This window comes from Caballeronia sp. DA-9 (assembly GCF_051615025.1).
Lineage (GTDB): Bacteria > Pseudomonadota > Gammaproteobacteria > Burkholderiales > Burkholderiaceae > Caballeronia > Caballeronia sordidicola.
In genome coordinates this window covers 1029863-1045971 of record NZ_CP195131.1, presented here as the reverse complement: position 1 = coordinate 1045971, position 16109 = coordinate 1029863, and the positions used below count along the sequence as shown (strand labels likewise).

At 61.7% G+C, this 16109-nt stretch carries 14 protein-coding genes; 7 read left to right on the top strand and 7 right to left on the bottom strand.

The genetic code is table 11. The features are described 5' to 3' along the window. Together ACRWA7_RS04660 and ACRWA7_RS04655 are read left to right on the top strand one after the other, a co-directional pair. Entirely contained in the window at positions 1-939 is a 939-nt protein-coding gene (locus ACRWA7_RS04660) for a LysR family transcriptional regulator (RefSeq protein WP_438390267.1), read from the top strand. A 260-nt stretch (positions 940-1199) separates the two neighbouring features. After that, positions 1200-2060: an oxidoreductase gene (locus ACRWA7_RS04655; RefSeq protein ID WP_438390266.1), complete on the top strand. Its 861-nt coding sequence runs from the start codon at positions 1200-1202 to the stop codon at positions 2058-2060. A gap of 193 nt (positions 2061-2253) precedes the next feature. Here ACRWA7_RS04655 and ACRWA7_RS04650 read toward each other — a convergent pair whose 3' ends face one another. Further along, positions 2254-3381, bottom strand: coding sequence for a rhodanese-like domain-containing protein (locus tag ACRWA7_RS04650; protein WP_438390265.1), 1128 nt, complete (start codon positions 3379-3381; stop codon positions 2254-2256). A 118-nt stretch (positions 3382-3499) separates the two neighbouring features. Further along, the gene (locus tag ACRWA7_RS04645; protein ID WP_438390264.1) at positions 3500-4627 is read right to left on the bottom strand and encodes an LLM class flavin-dependent oxidoreductase; all 1128 of its coding nucleotides are present in this window, start codon (positions 4625-4627) and stop codon (positions 3500-3502) included. Positions 4628-4854: 227 nt separating this feature from the next. Here ACRWA7_RS04645 and ACRWA7_RS04640 point away from each other — a divergent pair, with 227 nt between their 5' ends. From ACRWA7_RS04640 to ACRWA7_RS04620, 5 genes are all read left to right on the top strand, one after another. Next, a complete protein-coding gene (locus tag ACRWA7_RS04640) occupies positions 4855-6597 on the top strand; it encodes an FAD-dependent oxidoreductase (protein ID WP_438390263.1) in 1743 nt (580 codons plus the stop codon). Beyond that, on the top strand, positions 6594-6995 hold the full coding sequence (locus tag ACRWA7_RS04635) for a 2Fe-2S iron-sulfur cluster-binding protein (protein WP_438390262.1): 402 nt from the start codon (positions 6594-6596) through the stop codon (positions 6993-6995). Before ACRWA7_RS04640 ends, ACRWA7_RS04635 begins: the two co-directional genes overlap by 4 nt. Then, entirely contained in the window at positions 6988-8211 is a 1224-nt protein-coding gene (locus ACRWA7_RS04630; RefSeq protein WP_438390261.1) for a JmjC domain-containing protein, read from the top strand. The genes ACRWA7_RS04635 and ACRWA7_RS04630 overlap by 8 nt, the downstream gene beginning before the upstream one ends. Positions 8212-8357: 146 nt before the next feature. Continuing rightward, positions 8358-9971, top strand: coding sequence for an ABC transporter substrate-binding protein (locus ACRWA7_RS04625; protein WP_438390260.1), 1614 nt, complete (start codon positions 8358-8360; stop codon positions 9969-9971). A gap of 56 nt (positions 9972-10027) precedes the next feature. After that, positions 10028-11068 carry an ABC transporter substrate-binding protein gene (locus ACRWA7_RS04620; RefSeq protein WP_060859107.1) on the top strand — a complete coding sequence of 347 codons (1041 nt, stop codon included), beginning with the start codon at positions 10028-10030 and terminating at the stop codon, positions 11066-11068. Positions 11069-11116: 48 nt separating this feature from the next. On the opposite strand, the gene tolR is transcribed toward ACRWA7_RS04620, so the two are convergent. The 5 genes from tolR to ACRWA7_RS04595 form a co-directional block, all read right to left on the bottom strand. Beyond that, entirely contained in the window at positions 11117-11548 is a 432-nt protein-coding gene (gene tolR, locus ACRWA7_RS04615) for a protein TolR (RefSeq protein WP_060859106.1), read from the bottom strand. Positions 11549-11550: 2 nt separating this feature from the next. Beyond that, the gene (gene tolQ, locus ACRWA7_RS04610; protein ID WP_060859105.1) at positions 11551-12366 is read right to left on the bottom strand and encodes a protein TolQ; all 816 of its coding nucleotides are present in this window, start codon (positions 12364-12366) and stop codon (positions 11551-11553) included. A 44-nt stretch (positions 12367-12410) separates the two neighbouring features. Next, the gene (locus tag ACRWA7_RS04605; protein WP_438390259.1) at positions 12411-13175 is read right to left on the bottom strand and encodes a TonB family protein; all 765 of its coding nucleotides are present in this window, start codon (positions 13173-13175) and stop codon (positions 12411-12413) included. A gap of 192 nt (positions 13176-13367) precedes the next feature. Further along, complete coding sequence (locus ACRWA7_RS04600) at positions 13368-15143, bottom strand: ABC transporter ATP-binding protein (protein ID WP_438390258.1); 1776 nt, start codon at positions 15141-15143, stop codon at positions 13368-13370. After that, entirely contained in the window at positions 15140-16108 is a 969-nt protein-coding gene (locus tag ACRWA7_RS04595) for an ABC transporter permease (protein ID WP_438390257.1), read from the bottom strand. The genes ACRWA7_RS04600 and ACRWA7_RS04595 overlap by 4 nt, the downstream gene beginning before the upstream one ends. Between the last annotated feature and the right edge of the window lies 1 nt (position 16109).

Below are 16109 nucleotides of genomic sequence, written 5' to 3'. Positions count from 1 at the left end.
GTGATAACCAGTATCGATGCAATCCTCAGGCGCTTGCGCGGCAGCCACGTCGCCCTGCTGATTGCGCTCGACGACCACGGCTCGCTGCGTCGCGCAGCGCAGCAGGTGTCGCTGTCGCAACCTGCCACGACCAAATCCCTGCGCGAAATCGAGTCGATGTTCGGCGCCGAACTGTTCGCGCGATCACCGCGCGGCATTGTGGCCAATGAACTCGGCCGCTGCGTGATCCGTCACGCGCGCACGCTGCGCGCGGAAGTCGGCGCGTTGCGCGACGAGCTTGCCGCAATCATGCGCGGCAGGGGCGGCACGCTTGCCATTGGCGCCGTCATGGGCGCGGTCCCGGGCTGGCTCACACCCACGCTAAGGGCGCTGCGCGAAGAGGAACCGGATGTGTCCGTGGAAGTATGGGAGGACAACAGCGCGCGCCTGCTTTCCATGCTCGACCAGCGCACGCTCGACCTTGTGCTTGGAAGGCCGAGCGTCAGCGTTCATCCGGAGGCTTACGACTTCATTCCCCTTGCGGTGGAAGAGATGTGCATTGTCGTGGATGGCGCCCACGAACTCGCGCGCAAGCCGGATGTCAGCTTGCAGGACATCGCGGGTAATCCGTGGATTGTGCCGCAGGCGCATCTCCCGCTGCGCTCGCTGCTGGAGCAGGTGTTCGAGGACGAAGGCTTGCCGTTTCCCGCTTACGCCACCGAGACCACGTCCACGTTCGCCACCCTTGCGTTGCTGCGTTCAGGCGATGGTGCGGTTGGCCTGATTCCCGTGCTCGTCGCGCAATATTTCGCGCAAGGCGGATTGATCGGCATACTGCCGATCAAGATTACGCGTACTGGCGCGCCTTACGGCATTGCTACGCGCAAGGGCGCGACGCTTACGCGCCCTGTGCAGATGTTCATCGATCTCTGCCGCGACCGGATTGATCAGCCGGGCTGAGACATTGCGATTCAGACACTGCCGGGCTATCTGCAAGACCATATGCGTGCATGTCGACGCCATGGGTAAGCAGCTTGCATCGCGTATGGACGAGTCCTTATTGACCTCGGCAAACGAAAACGAACCGTGAGGCAGAGATTCACGCGTTTCACCGTATTGCGATACTCTTTGATTGTTTCCTTCCACTGAGCTGTGCGAGCTTGTAAGCCAGGTTGTAAGCAAGCTTTCGCGCATTGCAGCAGCACTGAACAAGGACCATCATGTCGACCGCTTCTCCCGATTCTTCCAATTCTCCAGTCTGGTTTATCACGGGTTGCTCGACCGGCTTCGGGCGGGAAATTGCGCAGGCCGTGCTGGCGCGCGGCTGGCGTGCCGTCGTGACTGCACGGAATCCGGACAGCGTTGCCGACCTGGCGAATTCGCACGCCGGGCACGCGCTCGCGCTTAAGCTCGATGTCACTTCTCCAGATGCCGTGACCGCGGCGGTAGCCGAAGCGAAAGCCAGGTTCGGCCGTATCGACGTGCTCGTCAACAATGCCGGATACGGTTATCTGTCGGCAGTGGAAGAAGGTGAGGACAATGAAGTCCGCGCCATGTTCGAAGTCAATTTCTTCGGCGCGGTGAGCGCCATCAAGGCCGTCTTGCCTGTGATGCGTGAACAGGGCGCAGGACACATCGTCAATATCACGTCGGTTGGCGGGCTGGTCGGCAATCCGGGCAGCGGCTATTACGCTGCGACCAAATTTGCGTTGGAAGGCTTGGGCGAAGCACTCGCGCGCGAGACTTCCGGGTTGGGTATCAAGGTCACGACCGTGGAACCGGGACCATTCCGGACGGACTGGGCAGGGCGGTCGCTCAAACAGACCAGCAAGACAATCGATGCCTACGCGTCGATCGCTGGCAGGCGCCGGTCTGACATTGCCGCAAACAGTGGTCGCCAACCGGGCGATCCGGTACGCGCGGCGCTGGCGATCATCGCGGCAGTCGAGGCGGAATCGCCGCCTTCGAACCTCGTACTCGGTAAACAAGGGCTCGGCGTGGTTCGCAAGAAACTCGCGGGGCTCATCAACGATCTGGACACGTGGGAAGCAACGACGCTTGGTGCGGACTTTCCCGACTGACATCTCTTGCCGTGCCGGGCGCGCTTGACGTGCATGGATGTACTTACGTCACCGATAGACCGGCATTCTGGCGAGGCTTGCTTTCGAGACGATGGCGAATGGACGCGGGCTTGAGTTCTGCGCACAGGGCAACGATGCATGAGGCGATGACCGGGTCAGCCGCACGAAAGCAGCTAACCCGGCGTTCGGCCGCTCAGGAGTTCAGCAGTTCCGGGACCTGTTTGAGTGGCGCTGTGCTCGCGCCGCTCGATGCATTTTCCAGCAGATGAACTTCCCATCCGCGCTGTTGCAGCCAGTAGGCGGTCGTGACGGCGCGGGTGCCGTCGTCATCGATCAACACTAGGCGCGCGCCGCGAGTCGCCACCGTGCGGTGCGACACCGCGAGCAATTGTCCTCCCGGCGCCGAGATGGAACCCGCAACGTGACCGGCTTCGTACTCTTCGGCCGAGCGGATGTCGAGCAGATACGTCGTGCGTTTCGTTGTGTCGGCAAGCCATGCCTCGACGCCTTGTTGATTTACCGTCCTGATTTTTTCTCGTTCGCCGAGCGCCTGTGCGTGCTTTATGCCGAAGGCGGCCGCGCCGCTGCTGGTGGGCGCACGCTTCTCGCCGCCGGTCGCGAGCTCAAGCGTTGCCCGCGTCCAACCCGCAGTACCGTCCTTGAGAAAGGCGACGCGGTTCGGCACTTGCGCGTCGATGAGCGTCTGCGCCCCGATGATCGCACGCGGAAGTCCGGCGCACGACACAACCACGAACGTGTCCGGATTGGGAACCTGATCCAGGAAGCGATACAGGATCTCTTCGCCCGGTGCGTTCACTGCGCCCGGCACGTGGCCACGCGCGAATTCGTCGCGGGTGCGCGTGTCGATCACGATGACATTCTCTTTCGCGTCGTACAGCTTCTTGAGTTGTTCGGCTTCGATTGACGGTGTACCGCGCAAATCGCGCACGCTCTCCGAAAAGATGATGCCGGGAATATCGAACGTTGGCAGTCCGTTCAAGCCGTCCGCGGTCCACGCGGGAATGCCGCCGTTGAGGATGTTGATGTCGGTATAGCCAAGTCCTTCCAGTATGGCCGCGCCTAGTTCTGCTGCGTTGTCGCCATCATCGACAAGTACGAGCCGAACCGACTTTCGTGGGACGAAACGCTGTACGCCGCGCTCCAGGTTTTCGAGCGGCAGATTGGTGGCGAAGAGCGGGTGTCCTTTAGCGAACGCCTCCACCGACCTCAGATCGAGCAGCGCGAGTTCGTTTCCTGTGCCAAGGCCGCCTTCCGTTAACCACGTTTGCAGCGTCGCGCGATGAATATGTCGAATGCTCATGATGATCTCTTGTTAAGTTATCTTGAATGATTTAGTGAAGCAAACATAGAGTAAAAGCGAACCTGCAGCAAACTCAACGAAGCGATTGCGGGATCGTTATCATGAATACCGCGACCCGCTAGATCCGCAGTCCCGCTTGCTTCAACAAGGGCAGAATCCGTTCTCCGAAGTATGTGAGGTCCGGCAGAAAATCGAAGAAGCCGAGTTGCACCCCGTCTATGCCGGTTCTTTTGAGCGCTACGAGCTGCTCGACCACGTGTTCCGGTGTCCCGATGATTTCGATATTGCCGCCAATGCCGCGGCCTTGTTTCTGCGATGCATCCTTGCGTCCGCGCCATGCGTGCGCGTCGCTGTCATAACTGCGGTCCCCGCTCGATACAGTGTTCGCCACGATTGCATCGGCATACGCGTTGGCTTCGCGTTCGGTGTCGCGGCTCACGATGACCGGGTTGATCACGGTGCGCACCGCGCGGCCCGCGCGCGCAGCTTGCGCCTTGATATTGGCAATATGAGCAGGCAACGTTTCGAGTGCGCTGTCGATATGCGCGCCCCCCGGGCTCGTGATGAACACGATGTCCGAATACTTCGCGGCAAACGCAATCCCCGCTTCGGAGCCGGTTGCGTTCACCAGCACCGGACGTCCGAACAACGGTTTCGGCGTGATGTAGCCATTGCGTACTTTCCAGGGCGACTTGCCTTCGAACGAGAAGTTCTCGGTGTCGGTCCAAAGGCGCTGGACGACATCGAAGAGTTCGCTCGCCAGTTCATAGCGCGTATCGTGCTCGATGCGGTCCCAGCCGAACATCTCATGCTCGACAGCGCGATGCCCGGTCACGATGTTGATGCCCCAGCGGCCCTTGGAAATATGATCGAGCGTGGCGCCGTACTTGGCCAGATGCAGCGGATGGATGGGGCCATAAAGCACATGGATGGTCGAAATCAGCAAGATGTTCTTCGTGATCGCGGCCATGGCGCCGAGCGCGATGAATGCATCGAGCGAGGCCTCGCCGTCATAGCCGCCTTTTGGCAGCCATTGCGTGCGGCTGAACGCGAGATCGAAACCGAGTTCGTCGGCTTTACGCACAACGTCCGCGTTGTAGTCGAAGGTCCAGGTGGACGTGCGCGGCAGCGTGGAGCGCTTGATATCCTGCAGGTCCAGGAAGACGCCCAGCATCAAGGGCTGCTTGAACGCATTGGCAAGCGGGCTGCCTGGAATGTCGGCAGGAGAGGTCGTTTCGTAGGTCATGGCCGAAGCGGCGGGGCCGCCAGATGGTGTGCGGAGTAGGGCCGGATAGTGTGACGCGTGCGAAGGACACAGCCAACGAAGATTAAGCGGATTGGTTATGAAAACAGTCACGCCTTGCACGTGATTTAGATATCTTGATTGCTTGCTTTGCATGCCTTTTGCAAAGTGCTTTACTGTTCGCGGCCGGCGTTTGGGCCGGTCACATTCAGCATGGCGGGAAGCACGGCATGGACCCTTGGGATGTCATCGTAATCGGTAGCGGCGCGGCGGGACTGGTCGCCGCGTGGCATGCGCGCGCAGCCGGCGCGAGCGTGCTCGTCGTCAACAAGAGCCTGGTCGGCCGCAGCGGCGCGACCATCACGTCGGGTGGTGGCGTATCGGTGTCGGGACGCACGGCGATCGGACTCGGCTTCGACGCCAACCCCGACGATACCGACGAACTGTTTTTCGCCGATACCATTCGCTCAGGCTCTTTCCTGAGCGACCAGAAGCTTGTCGCGGCAATGGTGGAAGGTGTCGGCGACGAACTGCGCCGCTTGATTGCTGATGGCGCGAAAATCAGTGCTCCCAAGCATGCGCCGGGACACAGCAGCGGCCGCGGCGTACGTATTCCCGGACCATCCATGCAGCGTGTGGTCACCACAGCCGCCTTGCACGCCGGGGTCCGCTTTCGCGAAGACTTCCAGTCCACCGAACTCCTCATACATGATGGCGCCGTGATCGGCGTCGCGGGCCTCGACCGGCGTTCAGGCGTGGTCGAAGCGCTGCACGGACGCGCGGTCGTGATTGCAACTGGCGGCGCCACATCCAACTGGAGCTTGCGCACCGCGCCCGAGGAGCTATCGGGCGATGGCCACGCCATGGCGCTCGCCGCCGGCGCCGAATTGATCGAGATGGAAATGCTGCAGTTCCTTCCATGCTGTCTCGTCGCCCCGGATATGTGGCGCGGCCTGCAGTTCCCATGGATCCTCGGCCCGCAAAGCGGCGTGCGCGCGTGGCTGCTCAACCGCTACGGCGAGCGGTTCATGGCGCGCTGGGACCCCGAACGCATGGAACTGGCCACACGCGATATTGTCGCCGCGGCCAGCGCCGCCGAAGTATTCGAGGGGCGCGGCAGTCCGAATGGCGGCGTATATCTTTCGTGGGCGCATCTGCCGCGCGATATCGTCGATAACTTCACGCAGTGGTCGCGCTCGTTTTCGGCCGACTGGCGATGGGAAGGGTTCGACATGACGCCGCTGGTTGAACGCATTCGCGCGGGTCATGCGATCGAAGTCGCGCCGGCCGCGCATTTCTCGCTGGGTGGCATTCGTGTCGATGTCAGCGGCTCGACCGGCGTGCCCAACCTGTATGCGTGTGGTGAGGCCACTGGCGGCGTGCATGGCGGCAACCGCCTTTCAGGCAATGCGGGCGCGCAGGTTCTGGTGCAAGGCAAGGCCGCGGGACGTTCGGCGGCGACGCTCGCGCGCAGCCGTTCTCATGAAGCGCCAGCACGTGTGGATCAAGCACAGTGGCGTTCTGTTCAGGCGCGGATCAAGGCGCCCTTCGAACGTGTCGAAGGTATCGCGCCCTTCGACATGAAGCGGCGTCTTGCTCAAATTGTCGACGGCGCGCTTGGTGCGATCCGCGACGGCGCGGCGCTGGCAAAGGCGCTGGATGAAATACGCGCACTTCTTCGCGATGACCTTCCGCGGCTCGCCTGCCGTAATCGCGATGCAGGCTGGAACCGGGACTGGAGCGATGCGCTCGAGTGCGCGTCGGCGCTGCCTGTGATTGAAAGCGCGCTCTTGTCTGCGCTTGCGCGCACGGAGTCGCTCGGTGCGCATCGACGGCACGACAGCAACGACCCGCGCGCAACAGCCGCGCTCGGACACGGGTTGATCTCGCGCCCTGCAGGCTCGGGTGCATTGGTTCATCGGACCGAACCCGTCGTGTTCCCGTTTCTCTCTCCGGTTGCCGCGGCCGCATGAAAGCAAAGCATGCATCGATGACGATAGTCATCCGCCTCCACCGGACAGCCGGCGACGATACCGCGAGCACCTACGTGCTTCCGAGTCCCGAAGAGGCCGGCATCAGCGCGAGCGACTGGTCGGGCGTAAGCGTATCGAGCGCATTGCAATACTTGCAGCGCGCCGTCGATCCGGCGCTGGCATTTTCGTTGTCGTGCCGGCGTGGCCTGTGCAACGTGTGCGCAATGCGAATTGACGGAGTGGTGACAACCGCCTGCACGACGCCGATGCGCGACGGCATCTTGATCGAACCCGCCCGAAGCGCGCTGCTGCTACGGGACACGGTGATCGAACTTAGCCTTGTGCGGCGCTCCCGCGTCGATTCTGTTGCGGCGCTTGAGGGCGAGCGCGATGCCTGACGTTCTTGCCACGCGGCATCTCGACCGGCTTCTGTCGGCGGAGCTTGCCGACAGCTTCCGTCGTGGCGTGATGCCCGACAAGGCGGCAGCGACCCACGGTGCGCTGGAGCGCTTACCAGAGGTGCTAAGGCAGCCGCAACTTGCGAACTTCGATACGCTGTCGCGTGCTTATCGCGGTCCTGTTGCATTCGGGCGCGGCCTGCGCTCGCCTCAAGTATTTGATGCCAATGCAAGCGCGGCCAATCTACGCCAGCTAGGCCTAACTGTTTATTTACGCGACATCGCTTCATGCGCGATTGGTGGCCATGCATTCTTGCGCGAGCTGGAAGCAGAGTTGGGCGTTGCGCCGGGAAGCGCGCGCCTGACTGCATTCTCTTCGCCGCATGATGACGGTGTTTCGTGTCATTACGACGCGGAAGAAGTGATCTCGGTTCAGATGGAAGGCAGCAAGACCTTCTACGTCGCTCCGATGGAGGAAATTCCGCAGCCGTCCGGCTCGCAGTTCGGTCCCGGGATGGCGGCGTCGGAAGACATGTACGCGCAGACACGCGGGACATTTCCCGACGCGTCCCATGCAACCTTCAATGCAATAACGATGACACCCGGCTCTGTCCTGTTCCTGCCGCGAGGCACGTGGCATAGGACGGAAGCGACGGAAGACTCTTATTCGATCAGTATCGTGCTCCGGCCGCCTTCATTGCTCGACACGCTGCAGCAGCAGTTGAACGCGCTGTTGCTGCAACAACCCGCGTGGCGCGCGCCGCTGTACGGTTCGCGCGAAGGCCACGCGGGCGCGAATGCCGCAAGTGATTCGGCTGCGCGCTTACTCGCTGCATTACCTCATAACCTGAGCCGCCTGCATGCTTCCGACCTGATGCCGCGTTCATCCGATGAACGTATTGCCGCGATCAATCAGGCATCGCGATTCAGGCGCATTCCGACCTCGATCGTGATGACCATACCCAGAAATCGCGTTGTAATGGCGTTGACCGTGACTGCATGGGACCGCGACTGGGTAACCAGGACCACGCTCGAAACCGATGCCCCCGCCTTGCTCGCACCTGTCATCCGATGGCTCGATCAGCGCGATTCGGAGTTCACTCTGGCGGACGTCGAGCGCCAGTTTCCCGCGAGTCGCAGCGCCGACTTGCACCAGTTGCTCGGCTTGCTCGCACGCGCGCAGTATCTTCGCCTTCTTGACTTTCCTGCAGCGTGATCTCCGTTTGCGTCCGCTCGTGCAGCGCTATCTTCCATGCCTCCAGGACGTGCCCGGAAATAATATAGATAACCTGATTAATTGGTTAATCTCGATGCGCCATGTCAGTACCATCGTTGGGATATGAATTTTCCAGGAACCCGATCATGGCCGTCAGTCGCAGGAGTTTTCTCGGATACGCAGCGCTCGCCGGCATGGCAACGGATCTGGCGTTGCCTCTTAGCGCCAGGGCGGCACAGCCGTTGCCGCGTGGCGGAACGCTTGTCATAGGCTCCGGACCGGAAGCAACCAGCGGCCTCACAAGCGCGATCACATCGGCCGGCACGGCGCAGCTTGTCTCAGGCAAGATCTTCGATGGCCTGCTCACCTTCGACGAGCAATTCAATCCCAAACCACAACTCGCCACACGCTGGGAAGCAGCGCGTGATGGACTCTCGTTGACGTTTCACTTGCGTCCCAATGTGAGATGGCATGACGGCCAGCCGTTCACGTCGAAGGACGTCGCGTATTCGGTCCTTGAGATATGGAAGAAATACCATAGCCGTGGGCGCACGACCTTTGCCAATGTCATTGCGGTCGATACGCCCGATGCGCTCACGGCGACCCTTCGGCTCAGCAAGCCCGCGCCTTATCTTTTAAGCGCGCTGATGTCTTCGGTGGAAGCGCAGATCTTGCCGCAACATCTGTATGCGGGTCGCGACGTGCTCTCGAATCCGCTGAACAATGCGCCAGTTGGCAACGGGCCGTTCAAGTTCGTGAAATGGGAGCAGGGCAACTATGTCTTGCTCGAACGCAATCCGGACTACTGGGACGCGCCGCGTCCCTATGTGGACAAGGTGCTGTTCCGGTTCATCGCGGACAGAAGCGGCGGGGCTAGCGCGCTGGAAACCGGCGAAGTGCATCTGGCCGATAACTACGGCGTTGCGCTGACCGACATCGTGCGCCTGTCGCGCAATCCGCAGATCGTGGTGAAGGACTATCCGTCGACCTATATAACAGGTACCGCCGCGTTCGAATTCAATCTCGACCGTCCGCAGTTTCGCGATCCTCGCGTGCGCCAGGCATTCGCGCACGCGTTCGATCGCGATTTCATCGTGAAGAATATCTGGCTCGGGTACGCGGATAAAGTGGAAGCGCCCATTCCAAAGGCTTTTCCCGCATTCTTTACCGCCGACGTACCGACTTACCCGCTCGATCTCGCAAAGGCCGAAGCGTTACTCGACGCAGCCGGTCTCAAGCGAGACGTGAAGGGCGTGCGTCTGACCCTCACCAATGATCCAGCGCCGACCGGTCCGCTTGCGCCCATTGCGCAGCATCTTCGCAGCAACCTGCAAAAGATCGGCGTGCGGCTGAACATCCGCTCATCGGATTTCGGCGAGTTCGTGAATCGCGTCTACACGCGGCGCGATTTCGACACGATCATCTATTCCGCCAATGCGGGCCCGGACCCGGCTATCGGCACGCAGCGCTTTTACTGGTCGAAGAATTTCAAACCGGGCGTGGCGTTCTCGAACGCGGCTGACTACAACAGCCCGGAAGTCGACCAACTGCTCGAAAGCGGTCAGGCGGAGATCGATCCCGCGAGACGCAGGGATATCTATAACCGCTTCCAGCAAAAGGTGCAGACGGACGTGGCGCGGATTCCGCTGATCTCGCCGCATGTCGTCACGCTCGCCCGCCGCGAGGTGCTGAACTTCGGTGGCAACCAGGCGCTGTACGCCAATCTGGCAAACGTCGCGCTCGATAAGAAACCCGCATGAAACATGCGCGCTACATCGTGCGTTGATCGCAACGTTTTTCAAACAAGGACCAGACCATGAGTCAGACCTCGATTTCAGAGTTGTGGTACACGCGCTGCCCGGTGCCGACTACGTCGGGTATCGCGCAGCATTTCCGGTGGCTGCATCGTGAGTTCGAAAGCAAGGGTATCGCGCTCAAATCGATTCGTGCTGCAGACGATCAGGCCGTGCGCAATTCGCATTTCGATCACACCCATCCCGGCATGTTCCGAGAGGGCGGCAATGTACCGCCGATCTGGGCAAGGGCGAACGGCCGCGATACAGCCGTGGTCGGCATCACGTGGGTGGACGAGGAACAACTGATCCTCGTGCGCGACGACAGCGACATTCGCGATCTGGCCGGTTTAAAGGGCCGCCGGCTGGGTTTACCGCTGCATGCGACTCCCATTGTGGACGTCGGTCGTGCGCAGGACCTGCGCGGCCTGCTTACGGCGCTCGAACTGGGCGGACTGACGCGCGACCAGGTTGAATTCGTCGATATAGCCGCGGGCGGCTTCGATTTGCGTGAGCAGGATGCAAATGCGCCGCGCCGGATGCATGTGTGCGCGGCTGCGCTCCTCGAGGGCGCAGTCGATGCGATCTACGCCAAGGGCGCGGTCAGTGCAACGCTGATCGCGGAGGGCGGCTTGCGGCCGGTCTTCGACATCAACCTCAACCCGGACCCGCTGGTGCGTGTCAACGCGGGCACGCCGCGCCCGATCACCGTCGACAGGACGCTGGCCCTGACGCATCCGGAAGTGGTGGCGCGCTATCTCGCGGTGTTGCTACGCACGGCGCAGTGGGCGCTGGAACACCCGGACGAGGTGGTCACGGCAATCGCGGCCGAGACTGGAAGCACGGCGGATGCCGTGCGGCGGGGATTTGGACCTCATCTTCACAGGCAATTCACGCCGTTGCTCTCGGACATCTATGTCGAGGGATTGCGCCAGCAGAAGGCGTTCCTGTTGCGTGAAGGTTTTCTCCAGGCGGACTTCGCCTACGACGAGTGGATCTTGCGCGAGCCGCTTGAACTGGCGCGGGAGCTTGCTGCAGATATCGAGTTTTCGCGCGCGGCCTAAGAAACTATTCGTTCCGGTGGTTGGGGACAACGAGCCCCAACCACCGACCTAGTTGTTCTGCGGAGGTTCGGAAACCAGGGCAATCTTCGAGAACCCCGCTTCGTTGATTTCACCCATGGTCTCGATCACCTTGCCGTAGGCCAGGGCCTTGTCGCCACGGATATTGATGCGCCTTGCCTTGTCGCCTTCTGTCGCGGTGGAGAGCGCGCTGATCAGCGTCGCGGTGGTGACCTCGGTCTTGTCCACGTATAACTTGCCGGCTGCGTTCAGGCTTACCGCAATCGGCGGTTTCTCTTCGGTTAATGGCTTGGCGTTGCTCGTGGGCAAGTCGACTTTCACGCCGGAGGCCATCAGCGGTGCGGCGACCATGAACACGATCAGCAATACCAGCATCACGTCGACAAGCGGCGTCACGTTGATTTCGCTGACAGGCGGCACGCCGCCCCCAATCCCTCTGTTGTTCGACAGCTTGACGGCCATGATCAGGCTCCCTGCGTTGCGATGGACCGGACATCCGCACCGCTCGCCGGCTGCAAGCTCTTGTCCTGCTGCTTGTCATGCCTTGAACGGTTGTCGCTGTCGACGGCGTCGACCGTTGCATCGCCTGCATCGACCTGACGCGACAATTGCACTTCAACAATACCGGTGAGTGTGCTCAGCGTACTTGCATAGTCATTGAGATCCCCCGATGCACGGTTGTAGGCAATCACAGCCGGAATGGCCGCGACCAGTCCGAGCGCCGTTGCAAACAGCGCTTCCGCAATGCCCGGCGCGACCACGGACAGGCTCGTGTTGTTCGACGCGGCAATACCCTGGAACGAATTCATGATGCCCCATACCGTGCCGAACAATCCCACGAATGGCGAGACCGAACCAACAGTGGCGAGAATGGACAGTCCTCGCTGAAGCTTGCCGATTTCGATGTTCGTCGCAATCCCGGCCACACGATTCACGCGTTCCTTGAGGCCATCCGCGCCCCGGTGCGTGGCTTGCAGGTTCTGATCATGCGTTTGACGCCACTCGCCAAGCACGGCCGCGTAGATGCGCGAGAACGGATCCTTCGGATGCTGTTGAACCGAGGCGGAGAGCTTGACGAGCGAACGGCCGCTGCCAAGCAGGTCGAGCCAGACAGCGGCACGCCGGCGCAGGCTGCGAAACCGCGATATTTTTTCGGCGATGACAGCCCAACTGCTGACCGACGCCAGCGCGAGAAACACCATGATGGCCTTCACCACCACGTCCGCGTTGATGAAGAGATGCCACGGCGACAGGTGCGCCGAGAGATTTGCTGCGTTCATGTTTTAGACTCCGAAATAAAATAATAGTTGGGCATGCCTGGCTATCAGTCGCCGAATTTGTAGACGATCGCACCGGTAAGCTGATATGACGAACCGCCAAGGTCGGGCAGGTGGGGAAAGGGCGCCGCGGCCCGGATGGCTTCCTCGGCGGCATCGTCGAGAACGCTTTCTCCCGATGACTGCAGGTCGAGCTTCAGCAGCTTGCCCTCGGGACTGAGCGTGAGCTTGTAGGCAATTCGTCCTTCCAGATGACGCATCTTCGCGGCGCGCGGATAGTGGCCCGCCGCACTGCTGTTGATGCGTGCATAAACCTGGTTCACGTAGTCGGTCGGAATGCCCTCCATGCCAATGTTGCGCGGCGCCGGGCGTGCGGGCGGCGCGGGCGGAGCCGGTGGCGCTACGGGTTCGGTGGTCGTCTTCGTGGTGTCGGCGGGCGGCGTTGGCGGCGCGGCGACCTCCGCTTTTTCGGCCGTAGTTGGTACCGTCAGGCGTCTCGCCACGGGCGTCGGGCGTTGTACCGGCGCTGGCTTCGGCGGCTGGAGCTTCACGGGCGGCGCCTTGGGTGGCGGAGGAACCGGGGGCGGCGTGACGATGGGCTTTGGTGGATCAGGCGGCGCGAGAACGAGCTGGATGGCGTGATCGACCGGTTTGGGTTCGTCGCGGTGCCCCGATGCAGCAAGCAGCGCAACCGCGGCGGCAACATGCAGCGCGATGGATACAACCGCACCGGGACGCGCCCACCAGCGTTCGCTCATTTGCGAGGACTTGACGAGCAGGTCGCTTGGATGGGAAAGGGCTATGGCGTTCATCGGGTATGACGCGCTTTTGAAGCGCGCCCGTGAGGGGTTTTGAATTCAATCGCGGACCGTGCAGTTATTCCGCGACGTTTACCTTAGCAACTTAATATAGGAATACGAAACGACAAATATTGATGATGTTTCTCATTGCGCAGATATGCCGCGTGAGCAGCATGATCGACAATCATGCGTTCCTGCGGACGTTCACACCGCAAAGCGGTAGAACGAAAATGGCAGATCTACGTCGTCTTGCCGTGGCGCGGAGGTGTCGTTCGGGCGTCTTTCGAACGCGGGCTTTGGAACGGCGTCGATCAGGCTGCGCGTGTAGGCATGCGCGGGGCGCGACCAGATACTTTCGTGGTCTCCGGACTCGACAATCTTGCCGCTGTTCATCACCAGGACACGATCGGCAATGTAGCGCACCACTGACAGGTCATGCGAGATAAACAGATACGAGAGCCCGAGCGATTGCTTTAGCTCGACAAGCAGGTTCAGCACTTGCGCACGGATGGACACGTCGAGCGCGGACACGGGTTCATCGCAAATCACGAGCTTCGGCTGCAGTACCAGCGCGCGCGCAATGCCTATGCGCTGGCGCTGGCCGCCCGAAAATTCGTGCGCGAAGCGCTGCAGCGATCTTGAAGCAAGCCCCACGCGGTCCGTGATGTCTGCAATCCTGCGGCGGCGTTCCTGCCTGTCGCTGACGCCGTGGACAACCAGCGCGGCGTCGAGGATGTCCAGCACGCGCTGGCGCGGATTCAGCGACGCATACGGGTCCTGGAAGATCATCTGGATCTTCGGGCGGATTGCGCGCAGTGCACCGCCGCCAATGTGCGTGATGTCCTGCCCGTCGAGGTTGATCGTGCCGCTCGCCGATGGAATCAGCCTCAAGATGGTCCGCGATAGCGTGGATTTCCCGCAGCCCGACTCTCCGACCAGGCCGACTGTTTCGTCCTGGCCCACATCGAACGACACTCCGTCCACCGCGTTGCCTTTGCCGCCGTTGTAGCGCGTGACAAGGTCGCGTACGCTCAGAAGTGGCGCGCGGTCGTCCGCCGCCGGCGGCTGGATGTAGGGGCTGCGCGTGAATACGATATTGGGCGCGCTCGCCACGCGTTCGTCGCTCAGTGAGAAGTCGAGCAGTCCTGTTCCGGTGTCGATATGGCTGCGAATTTCCGTGAGTCGCCGCGTCCTGTAGTGAAGGTTCTGGTCGAGCGTGAGCGACGCTCCCAGCAGTCCCTTGGTGTACGGGTGGCGCGGCTGCGTGAAGATGCGCTGGGTCGTGCCGTCCTCCACGGTTTCGCCGCTGTACATGACCGCGACCCGGTTCGCATACTGCCCGACCACGCCGAGATCGTGCGTAATGAGCAGCACGGACATCGAAAGATCGCGGCGCAGCGAATCCAGCAATTGCAGGATCTGCGCCTGGATGGTGACATCGAGCGCGGTCGTGGGTTCGTCGGCGATCAGCAAGCGCGGGCGGCACGCCACGGCCATGGCGATCATCACGCGCTGGCGTTGTCCGCCCGAAAGATTGTGAGGGAAGTTGTGCGCGCGTCTCGCGGGTTCCGGCAGCCTCACCAGATCAAGCAGTTCGATCGCGCGTTTCCAGGCGGCATCTGCGGAAAGGGGTTCGTGCCGGCGGAGCACTTCCACAATCTGGGCGCCTGCTGTCATTACGGGGTTCAGGCAAGTCATGGGCTCCTGGAAAATCATGGAGATCGCATTGCCGCGGATGGATCGCAGCGTCGGTTTAGACAGCCCGACCAAGTCGCGTCCCTCGAATTCGATGCTGCCCTCAAGCGTTGCGCTGGACGGCAGCAACTGCATGATTGCGAGCGCGGTGGTGGACTTGCCGCATCCCGATTCGCCGACGAGCGCCAGCATCTCGTTCTCGCGCACGGCGAAGCTCAGGTTGTTCACTGCGTGCTGCGCGCCGAAACGCACGGCGAGCCGGTCGACTTGAAGTATCGATTTCATGATGAACGCTCGGAGAGGCGCGGGTTGAGCGCGTCGTTGAGGCCGTCGCCGAGCATGTTCAGCGCAAGCACCGTCAGCACGAGCGCGCCTCCCGGCAGGGCGGTCAGATACCACGCAGTGCGTAGCATCTCGCGCCCGTCGCCAATCATGCTGCCCCAGCTCACCACGTTCGGGTCGCCCATGCCCAGGAACGACAGCGCGGACTCCATGAGGATGGCGGTGGCGACCATCACGGAAGTCGTCACAATGATCGGCGGCAGTGCGTTCGGCAGCATTTCGCGCCAGATGATGCGTGCGTGGCCGAAGCCCAGGCTGCGGGCGGCCATTACGAAGTCGCTCTGCGCGAGCGAACGGAATTCCGCCCGCACGAGACGCGTGATGGTGGGCCAGGACGTGACGCCGATCGCGAGCGAGATGACCGTCATGGACGGATGCCCGATCGAGACGATTACGATCACGAACAGGAACGAAGGCGTGGTCTGGAAGAGTTCGGTCACGCGCATGAGGATGTCGTCGACCCAGCCGCCGAAATATCCGGCAAGCGCACCGATCAATGTGCCGATCACCACGCCGATCAGCGCGGCAGTGACGCCGATTGCGAGCGACGCCCGGCTGCCATGCGCCAGTTCCGCGAGTACGTTGCGGCCAAGCGAGTCTGTGCCGAGCCAGTATTGCGGGTCGTGTCCGGGTATGAGCAAGGGTTGCGCGACGATGTCGAGCGGATCGCCCGGAAAGAGGGCGCCCGCGAAAATTGCGAGCAGAACCAGCGCGAGCAACAGTACTGCGCCGCTTATTGCAGCGGGGTTGCGCACGAGCGCCTTGAGCACGGGCCAGCCGAGCGCTTCCGATTGTCCCGGCGACGGCTCGCGCCGTTTTCGGCCAAAACGCGGCAGCCGTCCTGCGATGAACAGCCGGCGCGCGCCGCTAGTTTCGGCCTGTTCGAGAGATGAATGATTGGATGACATG

Bases quoted from the DNA above. Each gene is read 5' to 3' on its own strand.
- ACRWA7_RS04655 (WP_438390266.1), top strand. From the start codon at position 1,200: ATGTCGACCGCTTCTCCCGATTCTTCCAATTCTCCAGTCTGGTTTATC.
- ACRWA7_RS04650 (WP_438390265.1), bottom strand. From the start codon at position 3,381: ATGAGCATTCGACATATTCATCGCGCGACGCTGCAAACGTGGTTAACG.
- ACRWA7_RS04645 (WP_438390264.1), bottom strand. From the start codon at position 4,627: ATGACCTACGAAACGACCTCTCCTGCCGACATTCCAGGCAGCCCGCTT.
- ACRWA7_RS04640 (WP_438390263.1), top strand. From the start codon at position 4,855: ATGGACCCTTGGGATGTCATCGTAATCGGTAGCGGCGCGGCGGGACTG.
- ACRWA7_RS04635 (WP_438390262.1), top strand. From the start codon at position 6,594: ATGAAAGCAAAGCATGCATCGATGACGATAGTCATCCGCCTCCACCGG.
- ACRWA7_RS04630 (WP_438390261.1), top strand. From the start codon at position 6,988: ATGCCTGACGTTCTTGCCACGCGGCATCTCGACCGGCTTCTGTCGGCG.
- ACRWA7_RS04625 (WP_438390260.1), top strand. From the start codon at position 8,358: ATGGCCGTCAGTCGCAGGAGTTTTCTCGGATACGCAGCGCTCGCCGGC.
- ACRWA7_RS04620 (WP_060859107.1), top strand. From the start codon at position 10,028: ATGAGTCAGACCTCGATTTCAGAGTTGTGGTACACGCGCTGCCCGGTG.
- tolR (WP_060859106.1), bottom strand. From the start codon at position 11,548: ATGGCCGTCAAGCTGTCGAACAACAGAGGGATTGGGGGCGGCGTGCCG.
- tolQ (WP_060859105.1), bottom strand. From the start codon at position 12,366: ATGAACGCAGCAAATCTCTCGGCGCACCTGTCGCCGTGGCATCTCTTC.
- ACRWA7_RS04605 (WP_438390259.1), bottom strand. From the start codon at position 13,175: ATGAACGCCATAGCCCTTTCCCATCCAAGCGACCTGCTCGTCAAGTCC.
- ACRWA7_RS04600 (WP_438390258.1), bottom strand. From the start codon at position 15,143: ATGAAATCGATACTTCAAGTCGACCGGCTCGCCGTGCGTTTCGGCGCG.
- ACRWA7_RS04595 (WP_438390257.1), bottom strand. From the start codon at position 16,108: ATGTCATCCAATCATTCATCTCTCGAACAGGCCGAAACTAGCGGCGCG.